The organism is Legionella brunensis (assembly GCF_001467025.1).
Lineage (GTDB): Bacteria > Pseudomonadota > Gammaproteobacteria > Legionellales > Legionellaceae > Tatlockia > Tatlockia brunensis.
This window is the reverse complement of sequence record NZ_LNXV01000033.1, coordinates 79,166-96,614: the sequence shown is the minus strand read 5'-3', so window position 1 is coordinate 96,614 and position 17,449 is coordinate 79,166. Positions and strand designations below refer to the sequence as shown.

Sequence of the window (17,449 nt, the reverse complement as noted above, 5' to 3'; positions counted from 1 at the left end):
TAGCACAATTTGCTCTTACAAGTTTGGTGTGGGATCGTTCTTGGGCGCTTCTTTTTTCTCTTCAGGTGCTTTCGCTCGGAAAAGATTAAAATATGTCCTTAAGGCTTCACGCGGGATGTGATTATTGATGTCTACTTTAGTGGCTTTAAATAGAGCTTCTTCCTCGGCGACGGCAATATTAGTCGCCTGGCTGCGCTGAATTCCTTTGCTGTATTTGCGGTGTAGGTCATTACACACGGCAAGTAGCTCATGTACTTTTTGCGGAGACAGGTCACTGTCTTCTTCTACTTGATTTAAGTAATTTTGTCCGTATACAGCCAGATTCTGCATTCCTTTATTAGTTTCAATTTTGAGTGGGTTGCTAATTAAAGTTGCAATTCCACGGGTAATTGGTTTTACAAACCAGGCAAGTGGCCAGGTAGCAAGCTCTATCGCTCCTCTAAGTAGAGTAAATACGCCATCACCAAAACGTCTTATGTCTAAAGTAAAGAGACCTACAATAATTTTAGCTAATCCTACTCCAGTGTTATTGAAGCCCACCAGAGGTTGTTTAAAATCCTGTCTTAACTGAAAATCTGATTTGTAGGGCTTAAAATAATCAATAAACAGTTTGGCAATTTTGCGTAGAGTATGTTGGATGGGCACATAAGAAAATTGACCTAGTTTAACAGGATCATAAGCTCGATGCGGATAGGCACGCCAAGCCACATTGCTGTCAGATTCGGCGGCAGCATTTTTTGCCAGTAATTTAAAATAATCGGCAATAATATTTTCTTGAGTATCACCATCCTCATCATCAAAGGTAGAAGCTGTTTTAATACTTTGGATTATTTGAATGCCTTTCCATACGCTTCGTATACGATAAGTGCTATAGTCAGCAACTTCTTTTATCTTTCTTGGAACAAAATTATTTAGAAACCAATCTTGATAAGGAGCGAGTGCTTCATTAATCTTTGAAGCATCAGGAAGCCCTTGTTTGATAAGCGGTTTTAAATAGGCTAGAAATTGTGCAGTAGACTCAAGTCCTGCATTTAAGCCTTTGAAATAAGACAAGCCTAAGCCGGCATCACCACCTAAAGATATAACGACATCTCCAAAAGTATGATTTGCTTGCTGAGCTACTTGCTTGGCGTGTGTTGCGGGAGCCTCATTAACACTAACACGAATGGAATTATAATCTATCTGCTCGTGGTCACCCGATTTGATTTTTTGCGCCAGGTAACGATAAATGAAGCGCTTAATTTCTTCCGGTAGTTCGTCAGGCTTACGCTCAGAGATTTTATTTGCATCATCTTGTGTACTGTTTCCAGAATCGGCAAAAGGAGTAATGGGGTTTTTAGAGGTAGCAGTTTTAAGGGCTTCAAAAGCTTGCTTGGAGATCATCATTTGCATGGTGATAGGTGTTTTTCCATCAGCAAAACTGCCAACATATTCATTAGCAATCAAGCCCTGACGAGCCATTTCCTGGTAGAAATCAATAGTACTGATAGCACCTGCTTTTTTCTCTCCCTTAACCTCATAGCGTAGTTGGAGTACATAATCAAATTCATGTTTAACCTGATTATCTTCTCCAAATAAAGCTCTACTCACGACACTGTGAGTTCCATCGGCACCAATAACTAAACGAGCCTTAGGATATTTATCAAAAATTTGTTCATGAATGGTTTCTTGCTTAACTTCTTCATTGACTATTTTAACTCCCAGATTTTGAGCCATTTTTTTAAAGATTTGTTCAAGCTCATTGGTGCGGATGTGGGGATCTTTTTTCAGTCTGTTTAGTAGAGCCACTAATGTAGGGTCTTCAGTTGTCTCTGTGGCCTCCATCAATTTTTTCAGTTGCTCGTGCTGCATAACCAAAGTATGTTTACGTTGGTATTCTTCGTATTTTTCCAGTACTACGATTTCAAGATTAGGATTTAGTTTTTTGATACCCCAGGCATGAGCTAGACCTATTGGTCCACCGCCGACAATGACAACATCCGTCATAAACATCTCTATTGATAAATTGTTGAGCAATAATAGCATTTAATGCACATTGAAACAAGTATTTACTTGCGCACAGTTATCGCAACCTACGTCGAATTATGCTAGCATCTGGGAACTTTTAATGAGGAGATCAATAATGAAGCGTGTGAGTGGATTTTTAATTGCTTTGGCATTCGCTTTTACTGGTGCTAATGCATTTGCGGATTCAGCAAAAATTGGTGTAGTAGATTTGCAAAAAATCATGCAAACCTCCAGCCAAATGAAGGCAATCCAACAAAAATTGGAAAAAGATTTCAAACCTCGTCGTGATAAATTAGTTGCGATGGAAGAAAATTTGAAAAAAGATATGGAAAAGTTCAAACGTGAAAGTGCAGTTATGAGCCAAACTCAGAAAAAAGAGATGGAGAAAAAAATAATTGCTACTCAACAAACGTTTGAAAGAGAAGGACAACAGTATCAGCAAGAGTTGAGCACTGCACATAATGAAGCAATGGAAGAGCTCTACAGCAAAATCCGTAAAGCTATCAACAAAGTTGCTGAAACAGATAAATATGATCTTATTTTACAAAAAGATGCAACTCCTTTCAGCATTTCTAAACTAGATATTACTGAAAGTGTCATAAAAGAAATTAACTAATCTTTGTGACTAATGTATATACTCTTGCCACTCTGGCACAACAACTGGATGGGGTTTTGTATGGCGATGCCAAACAAACCATCCAGGGTGTTGCCTCTTTAAGTCGTGCCCACAAGACCGAGCTTTCTTATTTTAATAATCCCATTCTGTTAGAGTCATTAAAGACAATACAGGCTGGAGGAATATTGCTGGCAGAAAATCATCTTCATTATTGTCCAGGAAATGCCATTGTTGTAGCTAATCCGCTTTTAAGCATAAGCAGGGTCGCAGAGTTGTTTACTCCAATAACTAAGCGCTATTCAAGTATCCACCCTACTGCAACCCTATCTGCTTCAGTAAAACTTGGATGCGATGTTGTGATTGGGGAAAATACAGTGATTGGTAATGACGTTATACTTGGTGATAACGTTAGCGTGGGTGCAAATTGCGTGCTTGAGTCGGATGTTAGTATCGGTTCGCATTCTACCATTCATAATGGGGTTTATTTGCATGCGGGAAGCAGACTTGGTGCTGCAGTCATTGTGGATAGCGGCGTTGTGATTGGGGCGACACCATTTAATAGTATTAAAAAACAAGGTAGATGGTTTTGTGGCCCCGCTGTAGGAGGGGTACTTATTGGTGATCAGGTTCATCTGGGAGCAAATACAATAATTACCAAAGGTGCATTGGGTGATACCTTCATTGGCAAGGGTGTCCATATCGATAATTTGGTCATGATTGCACATGATGTTATCATTGGTGAAAATTCAGCTATTGCTGGTTGTGCTGTTCTTGGTGCTTACGTAGAGATTGGTTCTCATTGTATCATTGGAGGGGCTAGCTGTCTGGCACCACATATATCTCTGGCGAATGATGTTGTGATCACTGGGATGTCTACAGTCAATAAATCCCTAACAAAAGCTGGAGTGTATTCCTCAGGGACGATGGTATGTGAACATAGGCAGTGGCGTCGCAACGCAGCACGTTTTCGTCGTCTTGATGATTACATCACTCGATTGATTAAATTAGAAAAAGAAGCGACCTAGATAAGAAGTTTGGGAATAAATAAAAGAAGAATTAGTGAGAGATATGCATGAGTGAAGTCATTAACATAGCCAAAATACTCGACTTATTACCACATCGTTATCCATTTATCCTTATAGATAGGGTAATGGAATATAAAGTGCTGGAGTATTTAATTGGTATTAAAAATGTGACAATTAACGAGCCATTTTTTATTGGGCATTTTCCTGGGAATCCAATTATGCCTGGAGTGTTAATGCTTGAGGCTCTGGCACAGGCAGGAGCAATCCTATCTAATTTATCAAGAACACCAAGAGAAGGGTATGAGTTTTTATACTTCTTTGCAGGTATTGATAATGTCAAATTTAAGCAAGTAGTAACGCCTGGTGATCAATTACGTCTGGAAGTTAAGTTAATGGGGCAAAAAAGAGATTTTTGGCGCATACGTGGAGAGGCTTTTGTCGGCGACAAACTTGCCTGCTCTGCAGATCTAATGAGTGCAGCGAAGGAAGTTAAAAAGTGATAGATGAACGAGCAATAATTCACCCTTCAGCTAAATTAGCAAAAGGGGTTTCCGTAGGTGCAGGTAGTATAATTGGCGCCGACGTAGAGATTGGCGAAGGCACTTGGATTGGACCTTATGTGGTAATCCAAGGTCCCACGGTCATAGGAAAAAATAATAAAATTTTTCAATTTGCCTCTGTGGGGGATGAGCCGCAGGATATTACCTATAAAGGTGAGCCTACAAGATTGGAAATAGGTGATAACAATATCATTCGTGAATATTGCATGATTAGTCGTGGTACCGTAAAAGGGGGGGGCGTTACCCGGGTTGGTAATGAGAACTATCTAATGGCTTATTCTCATATAGGCCATGATTGTATGATTGGTAATAATACAATTATGGTTAATCATGCTGCATTGTCTGGGCATGTAACAATTAATGATTATGCCATTATTGGTCCTTACGCTGCTGTCCATCAATTCTGCCACGTTGGTGCTTATGCATTTATTGCACGAGCCACGTATGTCAGTAAAGATGTATTGCCCTATGTAATGATTGCGGGACATACAACTTCTGCGTGCGGAATTAATACTGTAGGCCTAAGACGTCGTGGCTTTTCGTCAGGAACAATAGATAATTTGCGCCGCGCTTACAAAATTATTTTCCGTAAGGGATTAACCGTGCAGCAAGCAGTCGCTGAACTCGAAGTAATGCAAAAAGATTGCCCTGAAGTGCTACCTATGATTGATGCGTTAAACCAATCAGCAAGAGGAATTGTCCGATAATCATGTTGACCCCTTTGCTTGCTGTAGCCTGTGGTGGAGCTATAGGCGCTGCTGCTCGTTTTGTTACAGTGGGGTTGTTGCAGAGGCTTTTGGGCTCTAGCTATCCGTATGGAACTTTGGTGGTCAATTGTATCGGTTCCTTTTTAGCTGGCTTCATAATGATTCTAATTATGGAGCGCCTAGCGCAAGCAGAATATTGGCGATTATTTCTTGTTGTCGGGTTCTTGGGGGCTTATACCACTTTCTCAAGTTTTTCCTGGGAAACATGGATGCTTTATCAAAATGGGGATTCATTTGCAGCACTAGCTAATATTATCTTTAACAATATTGGTGCTTTAGTGATGGCTTTTCTTGGAATTCATTGTGGTCGTTTGATAGGAAATCTGGTATGACACAAGTCAAAGTGGTGCGCATTTATCTTAGTGAAGATAGTCCTTTAATTAAAGAAATTTATGCATTGCTGCATGAGCAAAAAATCTTAGGGGCAACAATATTTCGTGGTGTTAAGGGATATGGACCAAGCGGTAAGGAGCGAGGTGCAACCATACTCGATTTTCATTTTGATCTACCGATGATCCTTGAGTTTTTTGATGAAAAAGAGAAAGTTGATAAGATGATTGAATTACTTTCTCATAAAATAAATACAGGCAGGATGTTGTGTTGGTCCGCTGATTTGATTTAATTATCATCTGCATAATTTTGATTTTCTTTTAAATGTGTTCAAAAATAAGGGTGGGTTATGTTAGATCCTCAGTTATTGCGTGATAATCCTCAGCAAGTGGCTGAACAATTATTAAAACGTGGTTTTCGTTTTGATGTGAATGCGTTTACCGTGCTTGAGGAGCGCAGAAAAACATTGCAAGTAGCCACTCAAGCTCTTCAAAACGAGCGTAACCTGCGCTCAAAGGCTATTGGCCAAGCAAAATCTCGTGGTGAAGATATTGAGGCGATGCGACAGGAGGTTAATCAACTTGGACAAGAGCTTGATAATAAAAAATTAGAACTCGAAAAAATTTTACAACAATTAGAAGAAATTATTATTAGTCTACCTAATTTACCTCATTCATCCGTACCAGACGGCAAAGATGAGCACGATAATCGTGAAGTACGTCGTTGGGGAACTGTACCTACTTTTGATTTCACGGTTCAATCCCATGATGAATTGGGTGAAGCCCTTAATCAAATGGATTTTGCCTTGGCTGCAAAGATTACTGGTAGTCGTTTTGTAGTGATGAAAGCTCAAATTGCTAGACTTCATCGTGCACTTATTCAGTTTATGTTGGATATCCATACAGAAGAGCATGGCTATCAAGAAATTTATGTGCCATACATTGTAAATGCTGATAGCTTGCTAGGAACTGGACAATTACCCAAGTTTGAAGCTGATTTATTCAAATTAAAGGGCGATGAAAACTATTATTTGACATCGACTGCTGAAATTCCAGTCACCAATACTGTGCGTGACACTATTTTAGATCTTGAGTCGTTGCCAATACGCTATGTTTGTCATTCTCCCTGTTTTCGTAGCGAAGCCGGCTCTTATGGAAAAGATACTAAAGGGATGATAAGACAGCATCAATTTGAAAAAGTTGAGCTTGTCTGGATTACCAATCCTAAGTCTTCCTATGATGCATTAGAGCAATTAACAAAGCATGCTGAGGTTATTTTGCAGCGCCTCAATTTACCTTATCGAGTTGTTACACTTTGTACTGGTGACATGGGAGCAGGATCTGCTAAGACCTACGATCTTGAGGTATGGCTACCTAGTCAAAACACTTATCGAGAGATCTCTTCTTGTTCAAACATGGAAGCTTTTCAGGCTAGACGCATGAAAGCACGCTATCGACACCCAGAAACAAGGGAAATTGAGTTAGTTCATACTTTAAACGGTTCGGGTCTTGCTGTAGGCAGGACTTTGGTAGCCATCTTGGAAAATTATCAAGATAGAGAAGGAAATATTCACATTCCCGATGCCTTAAAGCCTTATATGAGAGGCTTAGAGATTATCAGAAAATAAGGTTTAGCCCTCTGCATGGTCATCTTTTTCCCGTATTAGCCGCTAATACGGGATATAAAGCTATGGTTTTTATCCCATTAAAAATAGGCTAATTAAGCTTCAGTCTTCTCTCAAAGACTCTATTTTATCTCATCCAAAAATTATTTTTGTTCATAGTTTAACCTTAAGGCTCTATTAATAATCGAGTGTTAGAATCCGCGCTTTTGAAAAATTCATACCCGTTGGCTAAGTCATCTTTTTACAATTAATAGGAACAATAAAAATGCCTGCAAATGATGCTACTAAAAAATTAATAGCCGAAATTCTACCCTTAATTGAAAAAAACCTCATTAAAGAGGGTAAGAAAATTCTGCATTGCATCCAAGAGGGAAATTTTAATGAAGCTTTGCTACTCGCTTGTAAACATTGTGAAGCAGGAGATAAAGCGATGCTAAGGCTAATCAAAATCTTGGTTAGAAGCAAAAGCTCTCTTCCTATTGACGTCAATACTGTTCAATCAAGCAATGGTTTTACACCTCTGTATTATGCTGCTTATAACTGCAATGTCGACTTATTTATAGCGTTAATTCCTTTCAATGCACAAGATCCCCAAGCTCACGAATTATTAAATGAAAACTTTACGCGTGAGGCTCAAATATTGGAGCAATATTATGACAAAGAGTTTTTAAATCAAAAGCAAGAGCTAGTCAGCGAGTTTGAGAACCCCCAAAAATTACCAGACAGAAAAAGCATCTCTGATGACATCCGCAATGGTGAATTTGACTTTAATAGAATGATATATATCCTCAAAATTATTACTTTTTTGCAAAAATCTCAGGATATTAATCACAGATTTAAAGCCTTACCGAAAACTATTAGTCCAGTCCAGGCTGAGATTATTAAAACCACACATGTCTCAATGTGCCGTAAACTAATAGAAAAAATGTGCCTTACAATACAGAATTTGTCTTCAGATACGCGCATTAAATATAGTAAATTGTTTGGACCAGCCCCATTTACTTGGATAAATTTCGATCAGCTTGGGGGGCTGGTAATAGATCCTTCTGCAGACCGTCTCGTGGTGTTACCCTTTCTTGATATGCAGCGCGAGTTTTCGCGAGAAAACATGAGCGTTATAATTTCTACGGCTGAATTATTTTTAAGGGAAGGTGGAGAGCGACAGGCAATTATTGAAGAAGCATTACAGGATATTATTCAAAAAGATTTTACTCTATTGAAAGAGTTTTTCACTCAAATATGCAGAGAACACTTAAAACCTAGTAATAATAATGCTGCTGTTAAGCCTGTCACTCTAACTCATATCAAGGCAATAACTGGCTACGTCAATGATATGGATAATTTTATTAAATTAATCAATTTAGTAAATTATACTGGAAAAATTAAGCCGCCAGTTGACACCACAAAGCTTCAAATCCCTGGACTTCTGGGAGGCTTCAAAACATCTGCCGAGCGTTATAAAAATCGCTTTGACTTGTCTACGAAAATGGGAAGGCATGCAGCTCTTCGTATGTTGCAATCTATCGGGGAGCTTATTACCGGAAAAAATTTTTCGCGCTTTTTATTAGATCTTGATGAAACCATTGATTGGCGAGCATTTATTAGTTTAAGAGATGGAATCACACATCAAGATGAAGGCAATAAAAAATACAAAATTGATCAATTATTAGCTAATAAAGCAAAATTAGAGAAGATTACCGGTAAAGAATTAAGTGATTTTTGGGAAAGATTGGTCAAACTTTTAATACTGCGTGAGAAAAAACTTGGTAGCTACAGTGAGGATCCACAAAGTTTTTGGCAAAGTATTTTGAAAACGGAAATCAATTCTGACCAATTAGTGGAAGAGGAAGAGAAGAAGGGCTGCAAGACAGTCCCAGAACCTGAGCGTAGGGTTAGTAAAGAAGATGAAATCATCTTTATTAAAGCGTTGGAGCAATGCAGTGCCCCTATAGAGGTAATAGAGGATTGTCATAAAATCTTCAGCGGGTCTAAGAGGGTTAATAAATTAGAACAAGGTGCAGTGTTCAAATATTTACCCAAAGATAAATTAGGGAATGAGAAGCATAAAGCGCTGGCAAACATTATGAAAATGGCTACTAGCAAACCCTCATCTACAGAAGAGGAAAGAAATCGCAAGAGAATGGAGGCACATGCTGCCAGTCAAAGAAGAGAGCAAGAGAGAAAATCAAGATTTAAAGGATTAGAGGAGCTGCGATTACTTGCAGAGGATTTGAACCAGTCTATGGAACTGATACATATGCTTTCCCCATTGAAGCGTGTTGAGGCTGCAATGGAAGCTTTAATTAATATTAAAGAATTTTTAGAAGAAAAAGACTACATAGTTCCTGAGTCATCTTATAAAACCATGGAAGAGTGGGATAAATACCATCTCTATAACGGAGGTCCATCTCTCGTCAAAAGACTTGGAGTGGATTACGAATTAAATGATGCTATAGAATATAATGCAGGCCAGTTATTGCAGCATTTAGAGACTATTCGCGGCTATCCGGAAGCAAGAAACTGTGCTTTTCTTACAATTAACTACAGTGATTTAAGATCATTTAGAAACTACCTTGAGCATGGGGATCCCTTATATGATAGCTTGCATCAGGGAGCAGCCAAGACTGACTATAGGCAGCAGTTAATAGCGCCGATGGTTATAAAATTAGTTTTTGAACTACTTCCTGCTTTGACTCAGCTAAGAGAGAACATGAAGTTTAAGAAATTTTATGGTCATGAAGGTCATCAAAATCCGCTAGTTTCTGAGAAAGAAGCCTTGGAATGGCAAAAAGTTATGAGCCAAAATTATGGAAAAAGCGGTTTTTTTGCTGTTGAGAATTCAAAAGATGAAGTTACAGAAGAAACAGGCTTAAGTCTGAGGCATGAGGGATCTTACTAAAATGCTAATGATGCTCCCTATTAGCATGAGGCTGATTCCCCGTAAAATTTAGCAAAATGGTCGGAGTGTTAGGGATTAAAACTTCGACTTATGTTTGTTTTTAGAAAACTGCGGTACAGATAAAGTTTAAGGGGATATTTGATGGGGTGAAAAGCATAAACCTTTTATTCAAAAGAAGGTTCTGCTAATATTTGTTTATACTTTGAACAACTGTTGGATGAAACTATGGAAGCTCCTTATGAAGTTCAGCAGCCACGTGAATATTTAGTAATTGCTTGTGGTAAAACGTGTGAAAGTCATCCTGATTCAAGGTGGGTATCGATCGACTTAGACCCCGAAAAAAAACCTGATATAGCAAAAAAGTTAGAAGAGGTTAGTAAAGCTGACCTTGAAAGTGTAAATCATTCGTTTTCTCAATTTAAGATAATTCTTGTAGAAGCTATAAGTGGTGGAGTCAATTTGTCTAGATTCAAAAGTATAATGGAATTTATGAAACAAGATGGGGCGCTGATAGTTGAGCCAGGAGATAGGTATCTTTTCGAAAATTATCGGGTAGAGAAAATTCCAATCAATGCATTTATCTTGTCTAGAGATATAGTAGCTATAGCTCATGGCCAACAGTCTTTAGACGAAGTTGTTTCTATTATGAAGAAAGACTTAAAAATAGAAAATGAGCGATATTCTAGAATTCATGAATGGTATAGTAAGCTCGGTAAAATGCCGAAATATGACAAGCTTGAGCCCATGCTATTGTCAATTTTGGCTCATATACATGCTTATAAAGATGAGCGTGATCACCGGTTTTTCAGAAATTATTTTAAAGATAACCAGTATGATCTTTTTGTTCAGAACATGGATGAGTTAATTTTAAAATTGTCAGATAAAGAAATAACGATAGATATTATTCAAGATAAAATGTTGTACTGGAGACAGTTGCTACCCTCAAGTACTAAGCAATCCCATGAACTAGATTATGATACTCTGAATGTAGTCATTGATATTTGTCATATGGCCCTTAAGTATTATGCTGAGGCTTCTCCCAGAACCAAGCAATTACTAAACCTGGGATAATAAAGCAATTTATCTACTAGAATAAAAACTAAATTAGTAATTAAAAATTGGTTTTGGTTGATATGTTCCAGAGGCATCGATTTTGTCCAAAAAGGACGGCAATTATTGTTCTCGAATTAAGAGTACAGGCATAGTTGCAATTCGCACCACACTCTCTGCTACACTCCCAAAACGGAAACGATTAACTCCGTGACGTCCATGTGTTCCAAGCACCATTATATCTGCTGGCCACAAATGGGCTTCTGCTGCGATTTTTTTTGCAAGACTCGTTTTAGAATGCTTAAGTTCCACTAAGTAGGTCTCAAAATCAACGCTTGATTTTTTTACTTGTTCGTTGATTATCTTTAAAATATCTTGCTCTTCTTCTTTGTAAGCATTCCAAAGCGTATCAAAGTCAACACGTCCATCAGTAGTCTTAACAATGGCTTCCTCAATTACATAAATAATCCGTAACTTAGCTTGCTGGTCTTTAGTTAAGCGAATGGCTTCTAGCAATGCTAAATTTGAAGCGTTGCTTCTATCAACAGCCACCATAATATGATGGTATATCATGTTATTCCCTGTATGATTTGTCGAAATGTTTCCAGCAAGTATCTACAGTTCTTGCTTCGGAGTCTTTTATAAATTTTCCTAAAAGATATTATTCAATATACAAATCCATAATAGCAAAAGATAAAAGCCCAAGTAAGAAATTAATGACAATTGCGAAGTTAGGAGTATTGATGGTGATTTGTAAGAATGGCTTTGGTCATGTGCTGTGCCAGATTAGGGAAAGCAACATTTTATATGCTCTTTATAAATTAAAATCAGGAGTTAAAAGTTCAGTAAATCCCTGATTTTATTGGTCGGAGTGACAGGAATTGAACCTGCGACCCCTGCCTCCCGAAGGCAGTGCTCTACCAGGCTGAGCTACACTCCGATTAATGATCTCGCTGAATGGCAAATTGGGCGAGTTCTTCAAGTGCCTTTTTATAGGCGGAATCTGGCAGACTTTGCAAAGCGGATAAAGCACGATCGACCTCAAGTGCCGCATAGTTGCGGGTAAATTCTATAGCGTCTGTTTCTTCAATAGCTGCCAGAATAGCTGCTAAATTTTGCAAACTACCTTTTTTGATACTGTCTTTTATAATCTGTTGCTGCAGTGGGGTTCCCTTGTTTAGGGCGTGGAGCAAAGGAAGCGTTGCTTTGCCATCTGCTAAATCATCACCTATGTTTTTACCAATTGTTTTAGCATCGGAACAATAGTCCAATGCATCATCGATGAGTTGGAATGCATTCCCTAAATGAAGACCATAACTGTATAAGCCTTTTTCAATCTGCTCCCCTGCATTGCTTAAATGAGCGCCTATTGCTGCAGAAGCTGCAAATAGTAGGGCGGTTTTAGCTCGAATTACATCAAGGTATTCCTCGATAGACAATTCAAAATTATGGCGATTAACTAGTTGCTTCACTTCACCACAACTTATTTCATGAGAAGTATTTGCCAATAAACGCAGGATGGGGAAATTATTAACATTTACCATCAGTTGCACTGATTGCGTAAAGAGATAATCGCCTACTAAAATACTTGCTTTGCTTCCCCAGATTTCATTCGCTGTTTCTCGTCCACGTCGCAAAGTTGACTCATCAACAACGTCATCATGTAATAATGTTGCTGTATGAAAAAATTCAATCATTGCTGCAAGAGCAATATGATCTTTTCCTTTATAACCGCAGGCATGACTTGCCAAAAGTACTAAAAGAGGACGTAAGCGTTTGCCGCCGCTTTCCACAATATGATGTGCCAAATCATCAATTAATCCGATTTGAGATTGAATTTTGTCAATAATTAAAGCGTTTACTGCTTCAAAATCAGCATTAACCAATGTTCGTAAACGGGCAACCGTCATTACTTATCCTCTGATATAGAATTTATGCATGCTAAGGGGGGCTTGAAATAATGTCAAGTTTACATAGATATAGATTGATAACTACCTAATTAATCTTGGTGAATGTGGAAATAGAAGAGAGTAGTCTAAACTATAGATTCTACTTCCAAGATTAATGAGTCCCTATCTTTCCCTCGTCGCATCCTGCGAATGACCGAGGGCATATAATAGTACGGCATCATGGATCCCGCGGTAAAGACCGTGGGAATACCTTATCAAACAGTTAAACATTAAAGCGAAAATGCATAACGTCGCCATCACAAACAACGTAATCTTTGCCTTCTAATCGTAGTTTTCCTGCCTCTTTCGCCCCTTGTTCCCCACGATGAGCAATAAATGCTTCATAAGCAATGACTTCTGCACGAATAAATCCTTTCTCAAAGTCAGTATGAATAACACCGGCAGCTTGTGGGGCTGTTGCTCCTTTAAGAATAGTCCAGGCACGAACTTCTTTAACGCCAGCGGTGAAATAGGTTTGTAAGCCTAACAATTCATAGCCTGCGCGAATAACGCGATTTAAGCCAGGCTCTTCAAGCCCTAAGTCGGCCATGAATTCTTTACGTTCTTCTTCCTCTAAATCCATGAGTTCGGCTTCAGTCGCTGCGCACAAGGCAACAACACTTGCCTTTTCTTCGGCAGCAAGTTTAATAACTTGTGCTAAAAGAGGATTATTGTCATAGCCATTGTCATCAACATTCGCAATATAGAGAACAGGTTTGGCGGTAAGTAAAAACAAGCGACGAGCAATAGCGGTTTCTTCGCCAGTAAGGCTTAAGGTTCTGACAGGCTTGCCTTCATCCAAATGAGTTTTTATTTTTTCAAGGGTTTGTTTCTCAAAAATAGCTTCCTTATTGCCGCTTTTGCTATTTTTGCCAGCCTTAAGTAAGGCTTTTTCGATGGTTTCCATATCAGCTAATGCTAATTCAGTATTGATAATCTCAATGTCACTTAAAGGATCAACCTTACCTTCAACATGGATGATATCGGTATTTTCAAAACAACGGACCACATGTGCAATCGCATCAGTTTCACGAATATTTGCTAAAAATTGATTTCCTAAACCTTCCCCGGTAGAGGCACCTTTTACTAAACCCGCGATATCAACGAATTGCATGGTAGTGGGAATAGTTTGTTGTGGTTTTACTACCTCGGCTAGAGCATCCAACCTTGGATCTGGAACTGTCACGATACCTATGTTAGGTTCTATGGTACAGAAGGGGTAATTGGAGGCTTCAATTCCTGCCTTGGTTAAGGCATTAAATAAGGTTGATTTTCCAACATTGGGCAAGCCCACAATTCCACATTTAAATCCCATGATTTACCTCAATTGTAATCTTAACTATGTAATAAATTCATTGCTGCCGCAATATTGCCTGTGAGTGCAATTGGTATAATGGCAATACCCCTATCTATAGCATCAAATATTAATTGACGATCTTGTTGAGAAGGTTTTCCCAATACATAATTGAATACTAAATCTTTGTGACCAGGATGACCAATACCAATTCTTAAACGATGAAAATCTGCACTACCTAAATTAGTAATGATGTCACGTAAGCCATTATGGCCTCCATGGCCTCCCCCTGTTTTAATTTTAATGCGGCCTGCGGGTAAATCGAGCTCATCATGAACGACTAAAATTTCATGAGCTTCAATGCGATAAAATTGACATGCCTCTCGCGTAGGTAAGCCGCTATGATTCATAAAAGTTAATGGCAGCATCGTTTTACAAGGATAATCTTTAATTGTAAAACTTGCTAACTCGCCATGGAGTTTTTTTTCAACTTTAAATGATGCGCTGTGGCGAAGAGTTAAGGCTTCAACAAACCAGCTACCGGCATTATGTCTTGTATGCTCATAGGCAGAACCAGGGTTACGCAGCCCTATAATAAGTTTAATTGCCATGATGGTGTTCTATAAAATAGTGTTAGCTTTGGCTGGAACAGGTTTCAAACATTAAAAAAGGCGGGAGTCCCCGCCTTTGGGAATTACTCTGATTGTGCCGGACCCTCTTCCTCAGCAGGAGCTGGGGCAGAAACAGAAGAGGTTTCTTCTTCAACAGCAGCAACTTTAGGAGCATGGATACTGACTACTGGCAAATCATGGCTACTATCAACAGGAGTTGCTAATTGAACGCCTTTTGGTAGTTTCAAGTTAGACAAGTGAACAACATCATCTAGGCCAACAGTGGTCATATCTACTTCAATAAACTCAGGAAGATTTTTAACCTGGCATCGTACTTCAACTTGAGTCATAGTGTGAGTAATGATACCGCCTGCTTTAACGCCTTTTGATGCTTGCTCATTGATGAAATGAATAGGGATACTTTTCACTAAGACATCTTTTGCAGAAACGCGTTGCAAATCCATGTGTAAAATAACTGGTTTGTAAGGGTGGCGCTGCAAATCTTTGAGAATCACATGTTCCACTTTACCATCTATATTTAAATCGAAAACGCTTGAATAAATACTTTCACTTTCCAAGGCTTTGATTACTTTGTTGTGCAGTAAATGAATGGACTTAGGCGCTTTGTCGCCACCATAGAGTACTGCTGGTACTTTATTTTCAAGACGACGTAAGCGGCGGCTCGCACCTTTCCCTATGTCTTTTCTTGATTCAGCTTCTAAAACAATTGTTGACATCTGTAGTCTCCATAATTAATAAAACCCTTGTTTAGCCCGCGACCAGGATAAACACCTAAAAAGCAGGAAAGGGCGGCATAGTATATAATATACCCAAGAAACTTCAAAATGCTTATTTTATACCGTTGCTTTTCCCCCTAAAAATTGCGTCGGGTCAAGATATGTTTTACTGAGAAATCTTCAGGCAAAGGATCCAATGAGTAAAAACACTAAAGTATAATTTAAAATCAACTTGAAGTCGCTGCAGTTATCTCATAGAATATGGCACTTTATTGAATTTGTGAAAGCCGTTTAGGCACGTTGGAGAATAGCTATGTATGCTGTGATTAAGACGGGCGGTAAGCAATACCGCGTAAAAGAAGGTGATATCCTTAAATTAGAATTGCTGCCCGCTGATGTTGGTAATGAAGTAAGTTTCTCTGAAGTTCTTATGATTGCCGACGGTGAAAAATTTACTTGTGGTGCGCCATTAGTTAAGAATGCTGTTGTCAAAGCAGAAGTATTAGCTCATGCACGTCACAAGAAAGTAAAAATTATTAAATTCCGTCGTCGTAAGCACCATATGAAACAAATGGGGCACCGACAATATTATACGCAAGTAAAAATTACTGCGATTAGTAAGTAATAGGGGAGAAAGAAATGGCTCATAAGAAAGCAGGTGGTAGTACTCGTAACGGCCGCGACTCGAATCCCAAGTATCTTGGTGTGAAGCGTTATGGTGGCCAGGTGGTTAATGCTGGTGAAATTATTGTCCGTCAACGTGGAACCCGTTTTCACGCTGGTGAAAACGTAGGCTGTGGCCGCGATCATACATTGTACGCATTAGTTGCCGGGGTGGTTCAGTTTTCTGTCAAAGGTGCGAAGAATCGTAAATACGTTATGATTAATGCTGTTCAAGAACAACAATAAATAACGTCCCGCCTCTCTATTAGAAATTTATTCGACATTTCGAATCCTCGCGGCAAGCCCGCGAGGCCACAATATAAGCTGAATCTCCAGAATTATGCATTGCAAATGCGGAAATTCTTTGGTTTGCAAATAAATTATAAATTTAATTTTTAATGAGATGGCTCAGTAAATTAACATATGATGTTAGCGAGCCCCGAATTCGGGGCTTTTTTTTAGGTGATGAATCATGAAATTCGTCGATGAGGCTGTAATTAAAGTGGAAGCGGGTAATGGCGGTCATGGTTGCCTAAGTTTCCGCCGGGAGAAATTTGTTCCACGTGGTGGCCCTGATGGGGGGGACGGTGGAGATGGGGGTAGTGTGTTTTTGGAAGCAAGTTCTGATCTAAACACATTAGTTGATTTCCGTTACCAGCGTCATTACAAAGCCCAGAATGGCCAATCAGGGATGGGAGGAAATTGCACCGGTAAAAAAGGTGAAGATTTGGTCATTTTGGTTCCTGTTGGCACAATGGTTTTTGATATTGATACAGGAGAACTTTTAGGTGACATCAATGAAGCTGGAGAGCGTTTGCTTGTAGCCCAAGGTGGTTTTCATGGCTTGGGGAACACACGTTATAAAAGCAGCGTCAATCGTGCCCCACGTCAAACTACGCAAGGCACTCTTGGTGAAGCGCGTCACTTACGATTGGAGTTGCGAGTTTTAGCTGATGTCGGGCTGCTTGGGCTTCCCAATGCGGGTAAATCGACACTGATTCGAGCTGTATCCAGTGCCAAACCCAAAGTGGCAGATTATCCATTTACAACTCTGCACCCTGCCTTGGGGGTAGTGAGTGTTGCTTCGCATAAAAGCTTTGTAATGGCGGATATTCCAGGTCTTATTGAGGGGGCTGCTGAAGGAGCGGGGCTCGGTCATCGATTTTTAAAGCACTTGTCTCGAACTTGCGTATTATTGCATGTGATCGATATTGCACCTATTGATGAGTCTAATCCTATAGACTCTGCAAAAGCAATCCTTAATGAATTGGCCGAATATGATCCTGAGTTACTTGATAAGCCTCGATGGTTAGTCTT

Annotated in this window: 18 protein-coding genes and 1 tRNA gene; 12 read left to right on the top strand and 7 right to left on the bottom strand. The window is 39.2% G+C overall.

What is annotated here, in order from left to right; all coding sequences use genetic code 11:
• Positions 1-15 precede the first annotated feature (15 nt).
• Positions 16-1,986 (bottom strand): FAD-dependent oxidoreductase, encoded by a 1,971-nt coding sequence (locus Lbru_RS11755; RefSeq protein ID WP_238583879.1) that lies wholly within the window; start codon positions 1,984-1,986, stop codon positions 16-18.
• A gap of 136 nt (positions 1,987-2,122) precedes the next feature.
• On the opposite strand from Lbru_RS11755, the gene Lbru_RS11750 reads away from it, so the two are divergent.
• The 9 genes from Lbru_RS11750 to Lbru_RS11710 all read left to right on the top strand — a co-directional run bounded on the left by Lbru_RS11750 (position 2,123) and on the right by Lbru_RS11710 (position 10,899).
• Complete coding sequence (locus Lbru_RS11750) at positions 2,123-2,623, top strand: OmpH/Skp family outer membrane protein (protein ID WP_058442330.1); 501 nt, start codon at positions 2,123-2,125, stop codon at positions 2,621-2,623.
• 5 nt (positions 2,624-2,628) lie between these two features.
• Positions 2,629-3,648 (top strand): UDP-3-O-(3-hydroxymyristoyl)glucosamine N-acyltransferase, encoded by a 1,020-nt coding sequence (gene lpxD, locus Lbru_RS11745; protein WP_058442329.1) that lies wholly within the window; start codon positions 2,629-2,631, stop codon positions 3,646-3,648.
• Positions 3,649-3,695: 47 nt separating this feature from the next.
• Positions 3,696-4,148: a 3-hydroxyacyl-ACP dehydratase FabZ gene (gene fabZ, locus Lbru_RS11740; RefSeq protein ID WP_058442328.1), complete on the top strand. Its 453-nt coding sequence runs from the start codon at positions 3,696-3,698 to the stop codon at positions 4,146-4,148.
• Entirely contained in the window at positions 4,145-4,915 is a 771-nt protein-coding gene (gene lpxA / locus Lbru_RS11735) for an acyl-ACP--UDP-N-acetylglucosamine O-acyltransferase (RefSeq protein ID WP_058442327.1), read from the top strand. The genes fabZ and lpxA overlap by 4 nt, the downstream gene beginning before the upstream one ends.
• Before the next feature lie 2 nt (positions 4,916-4,917).
• Positions 4,918-5,307, top strand: a complete 390-nt coding sequence (gene crcB / locus Lbru_RS11730) for a fluoride efflux transporter CrcB (RefSeq protein WP_065235464.1) — start codon at positions 4,918-4,920, stop codon at positions 5,305-5,307.
• Positions 5,304-5,597 (top strand): DUF190 domain-containing protein, encoded by a 294-nt coding sequence (locus Lbru_RS11725; protein WP_058442325.1) that lies wholly within the window; start codon positions 5,304-5,306, stop codon positions 5,595-5,597. Before crcB ends, Lbru_RS11725 begins: the two co-directional genes overlap by 4 nt.
• A 57-nt stretch (positions 5,598-5,654) precedes the next feature.
• The gene (gene serS, locus Lbru_RS11720) at positions 5,655-6,932 is read left to right on the top strand and encodes a serine--tRNA ligase (protein WP_058442324.1); all 1,278 of its coding nucleotides are present in this window, start codon (positions 5,655-5,657) and stop codon (positions 6,930-6,932) included.
• Between the two features lie 262 nt (positions 6,933-7,194).
• Positions 7,195-9,828, top strand: a complete 2,634-nt coding sequence (locus Lbru_RS11715; RefSeq protein ID WP_058442323.1) for an ankyrin repeat domain-containing protein — start codon at positions 7,195-7,197, stop codon at positions 9,826-9,828.
• Between the two features lie 225 nt (positions 9,829-10,053).
• A complete protein-coding gene (locus Lbru_RS11710; protein ID WP_058442322.1) occupies positions 10,054-10,899 on the top strand; it encodes a hypothetical protein in 846 nt (281 codons plus the stop codon).
• A gap of 102 nt (positions 10,900-11,001) precedes the next feature.
• On the opposite strand, the gene Lbru_RS11705 is transcribed toward Lbru_RS11710, so the two are convergent.
• The 6 genes from Lbru_RS11705 to Lbru_RS11680 form a co-directional block, all read right to left on the bottom strand.
• A complete protein-coding gene (locus Lbru_RS11705) occupies positions 11,002-11,451 on the bottom strand; it encodes a universal stress protein (protein WP_058442321.1) in 450 nt (149 codons plus the stop codon).
• Between the two features lie 290 nt (positions 11,452-11,741).
• A tRNA-Pro gene (locus tag Lbru_RS11700) sits at positions 11,742-11,818 on the bottom strand.
• Position 11,819: 1 nt separating this feature from the next.
• Entirely contained in the window at positions 11,820-12,788 is a 969-nt protein-coding gene (locus Lbru_RS11695; protein ID WP_058442320.1) for a polyprenyl synthetase family protein, read from the bottom strand.
• A 262-nt stretch (positions 12,789-13,050) separates the two neighbouring features.
• Positions 13,051-14,142 (bottom strand): redox-regulated ATPase YchF, encoded by a 1,092-nt coding sequence (ychF, locus tag Lbru_RS11690; RefSeq protein WP_058442319.1) that lies wholly within the window; start codon positions 14,140-14,142, stop codon positions 13,051-13,053.
• 20 nt (positions 14,143-14,162) lie between these two features.
• On the bottom strand, positions 14,163-14,732 hold the full coding sequence (pth, locus tag Lbru_RS11685) for an aminoacyl-tRNA hydrolase (protein WP_058442318.1): 570 nt from the start codon (positions 14,730-14,732) through the stop codon (positions 14,163-14,165).
• 83 nt (positions 14,733-14,815) lie between these two features.
• Positions 14,816-15,469: a 50S ribosomal protein L25/general stress protein Ctc gene (locus Lbru_RS11680; RefSeq protein WP_058442317.1), complete on the bottom strand. Its 654-nt coding sequence runs from the start codon at positions 15,467-15,469 to the stop codon at positions 14,816-14,818.
• Between the two features lie 313 nt (positions 15,470-15,782).
• Between Lbru_RS11680 and rplU the strand changes: the two genes are divergently transcribed.
• The 3 genes from rplU to cgtA form a co-directional block, all read left to right on the top strand.
• The gene (rplU, locus tag Lbru_RS11675) at positions 15,783-16,094 is read left to right on the top strand and encodes a 50S ribosomal protein L21 (RefSeq protein WP_058442316.1); all 312 of its coding nucleotides are present in this window, start codon (positions 15,783-15,785) and stop codon (positions 16,092-16,094) included.
• Between the two features lie 14 nt (positions 16,095-16,108).
• Positions 16,109-16,378 (top strand): 50S ribosomal protein L27, encoded by a 270-nt coding sequence (rpmA, locus tag Lbru_RS11670; RefSeq protein ID WP_058442315.1) that lies wholly within the window; start codon positions 16,109-16,111, stop codon positions 16,376-16,378.
• A 226-nt stretch (positions 16,379-16,604) separates the two neighbouring features.
• Positions 16,605-17,449: Obg family GTPase CgtA (gene cgtA, locus Lbru_RS11665; protein ID WP_058442665.1), on the top strand; the 845-nt coding region annotated here is incomplete at its 3' end.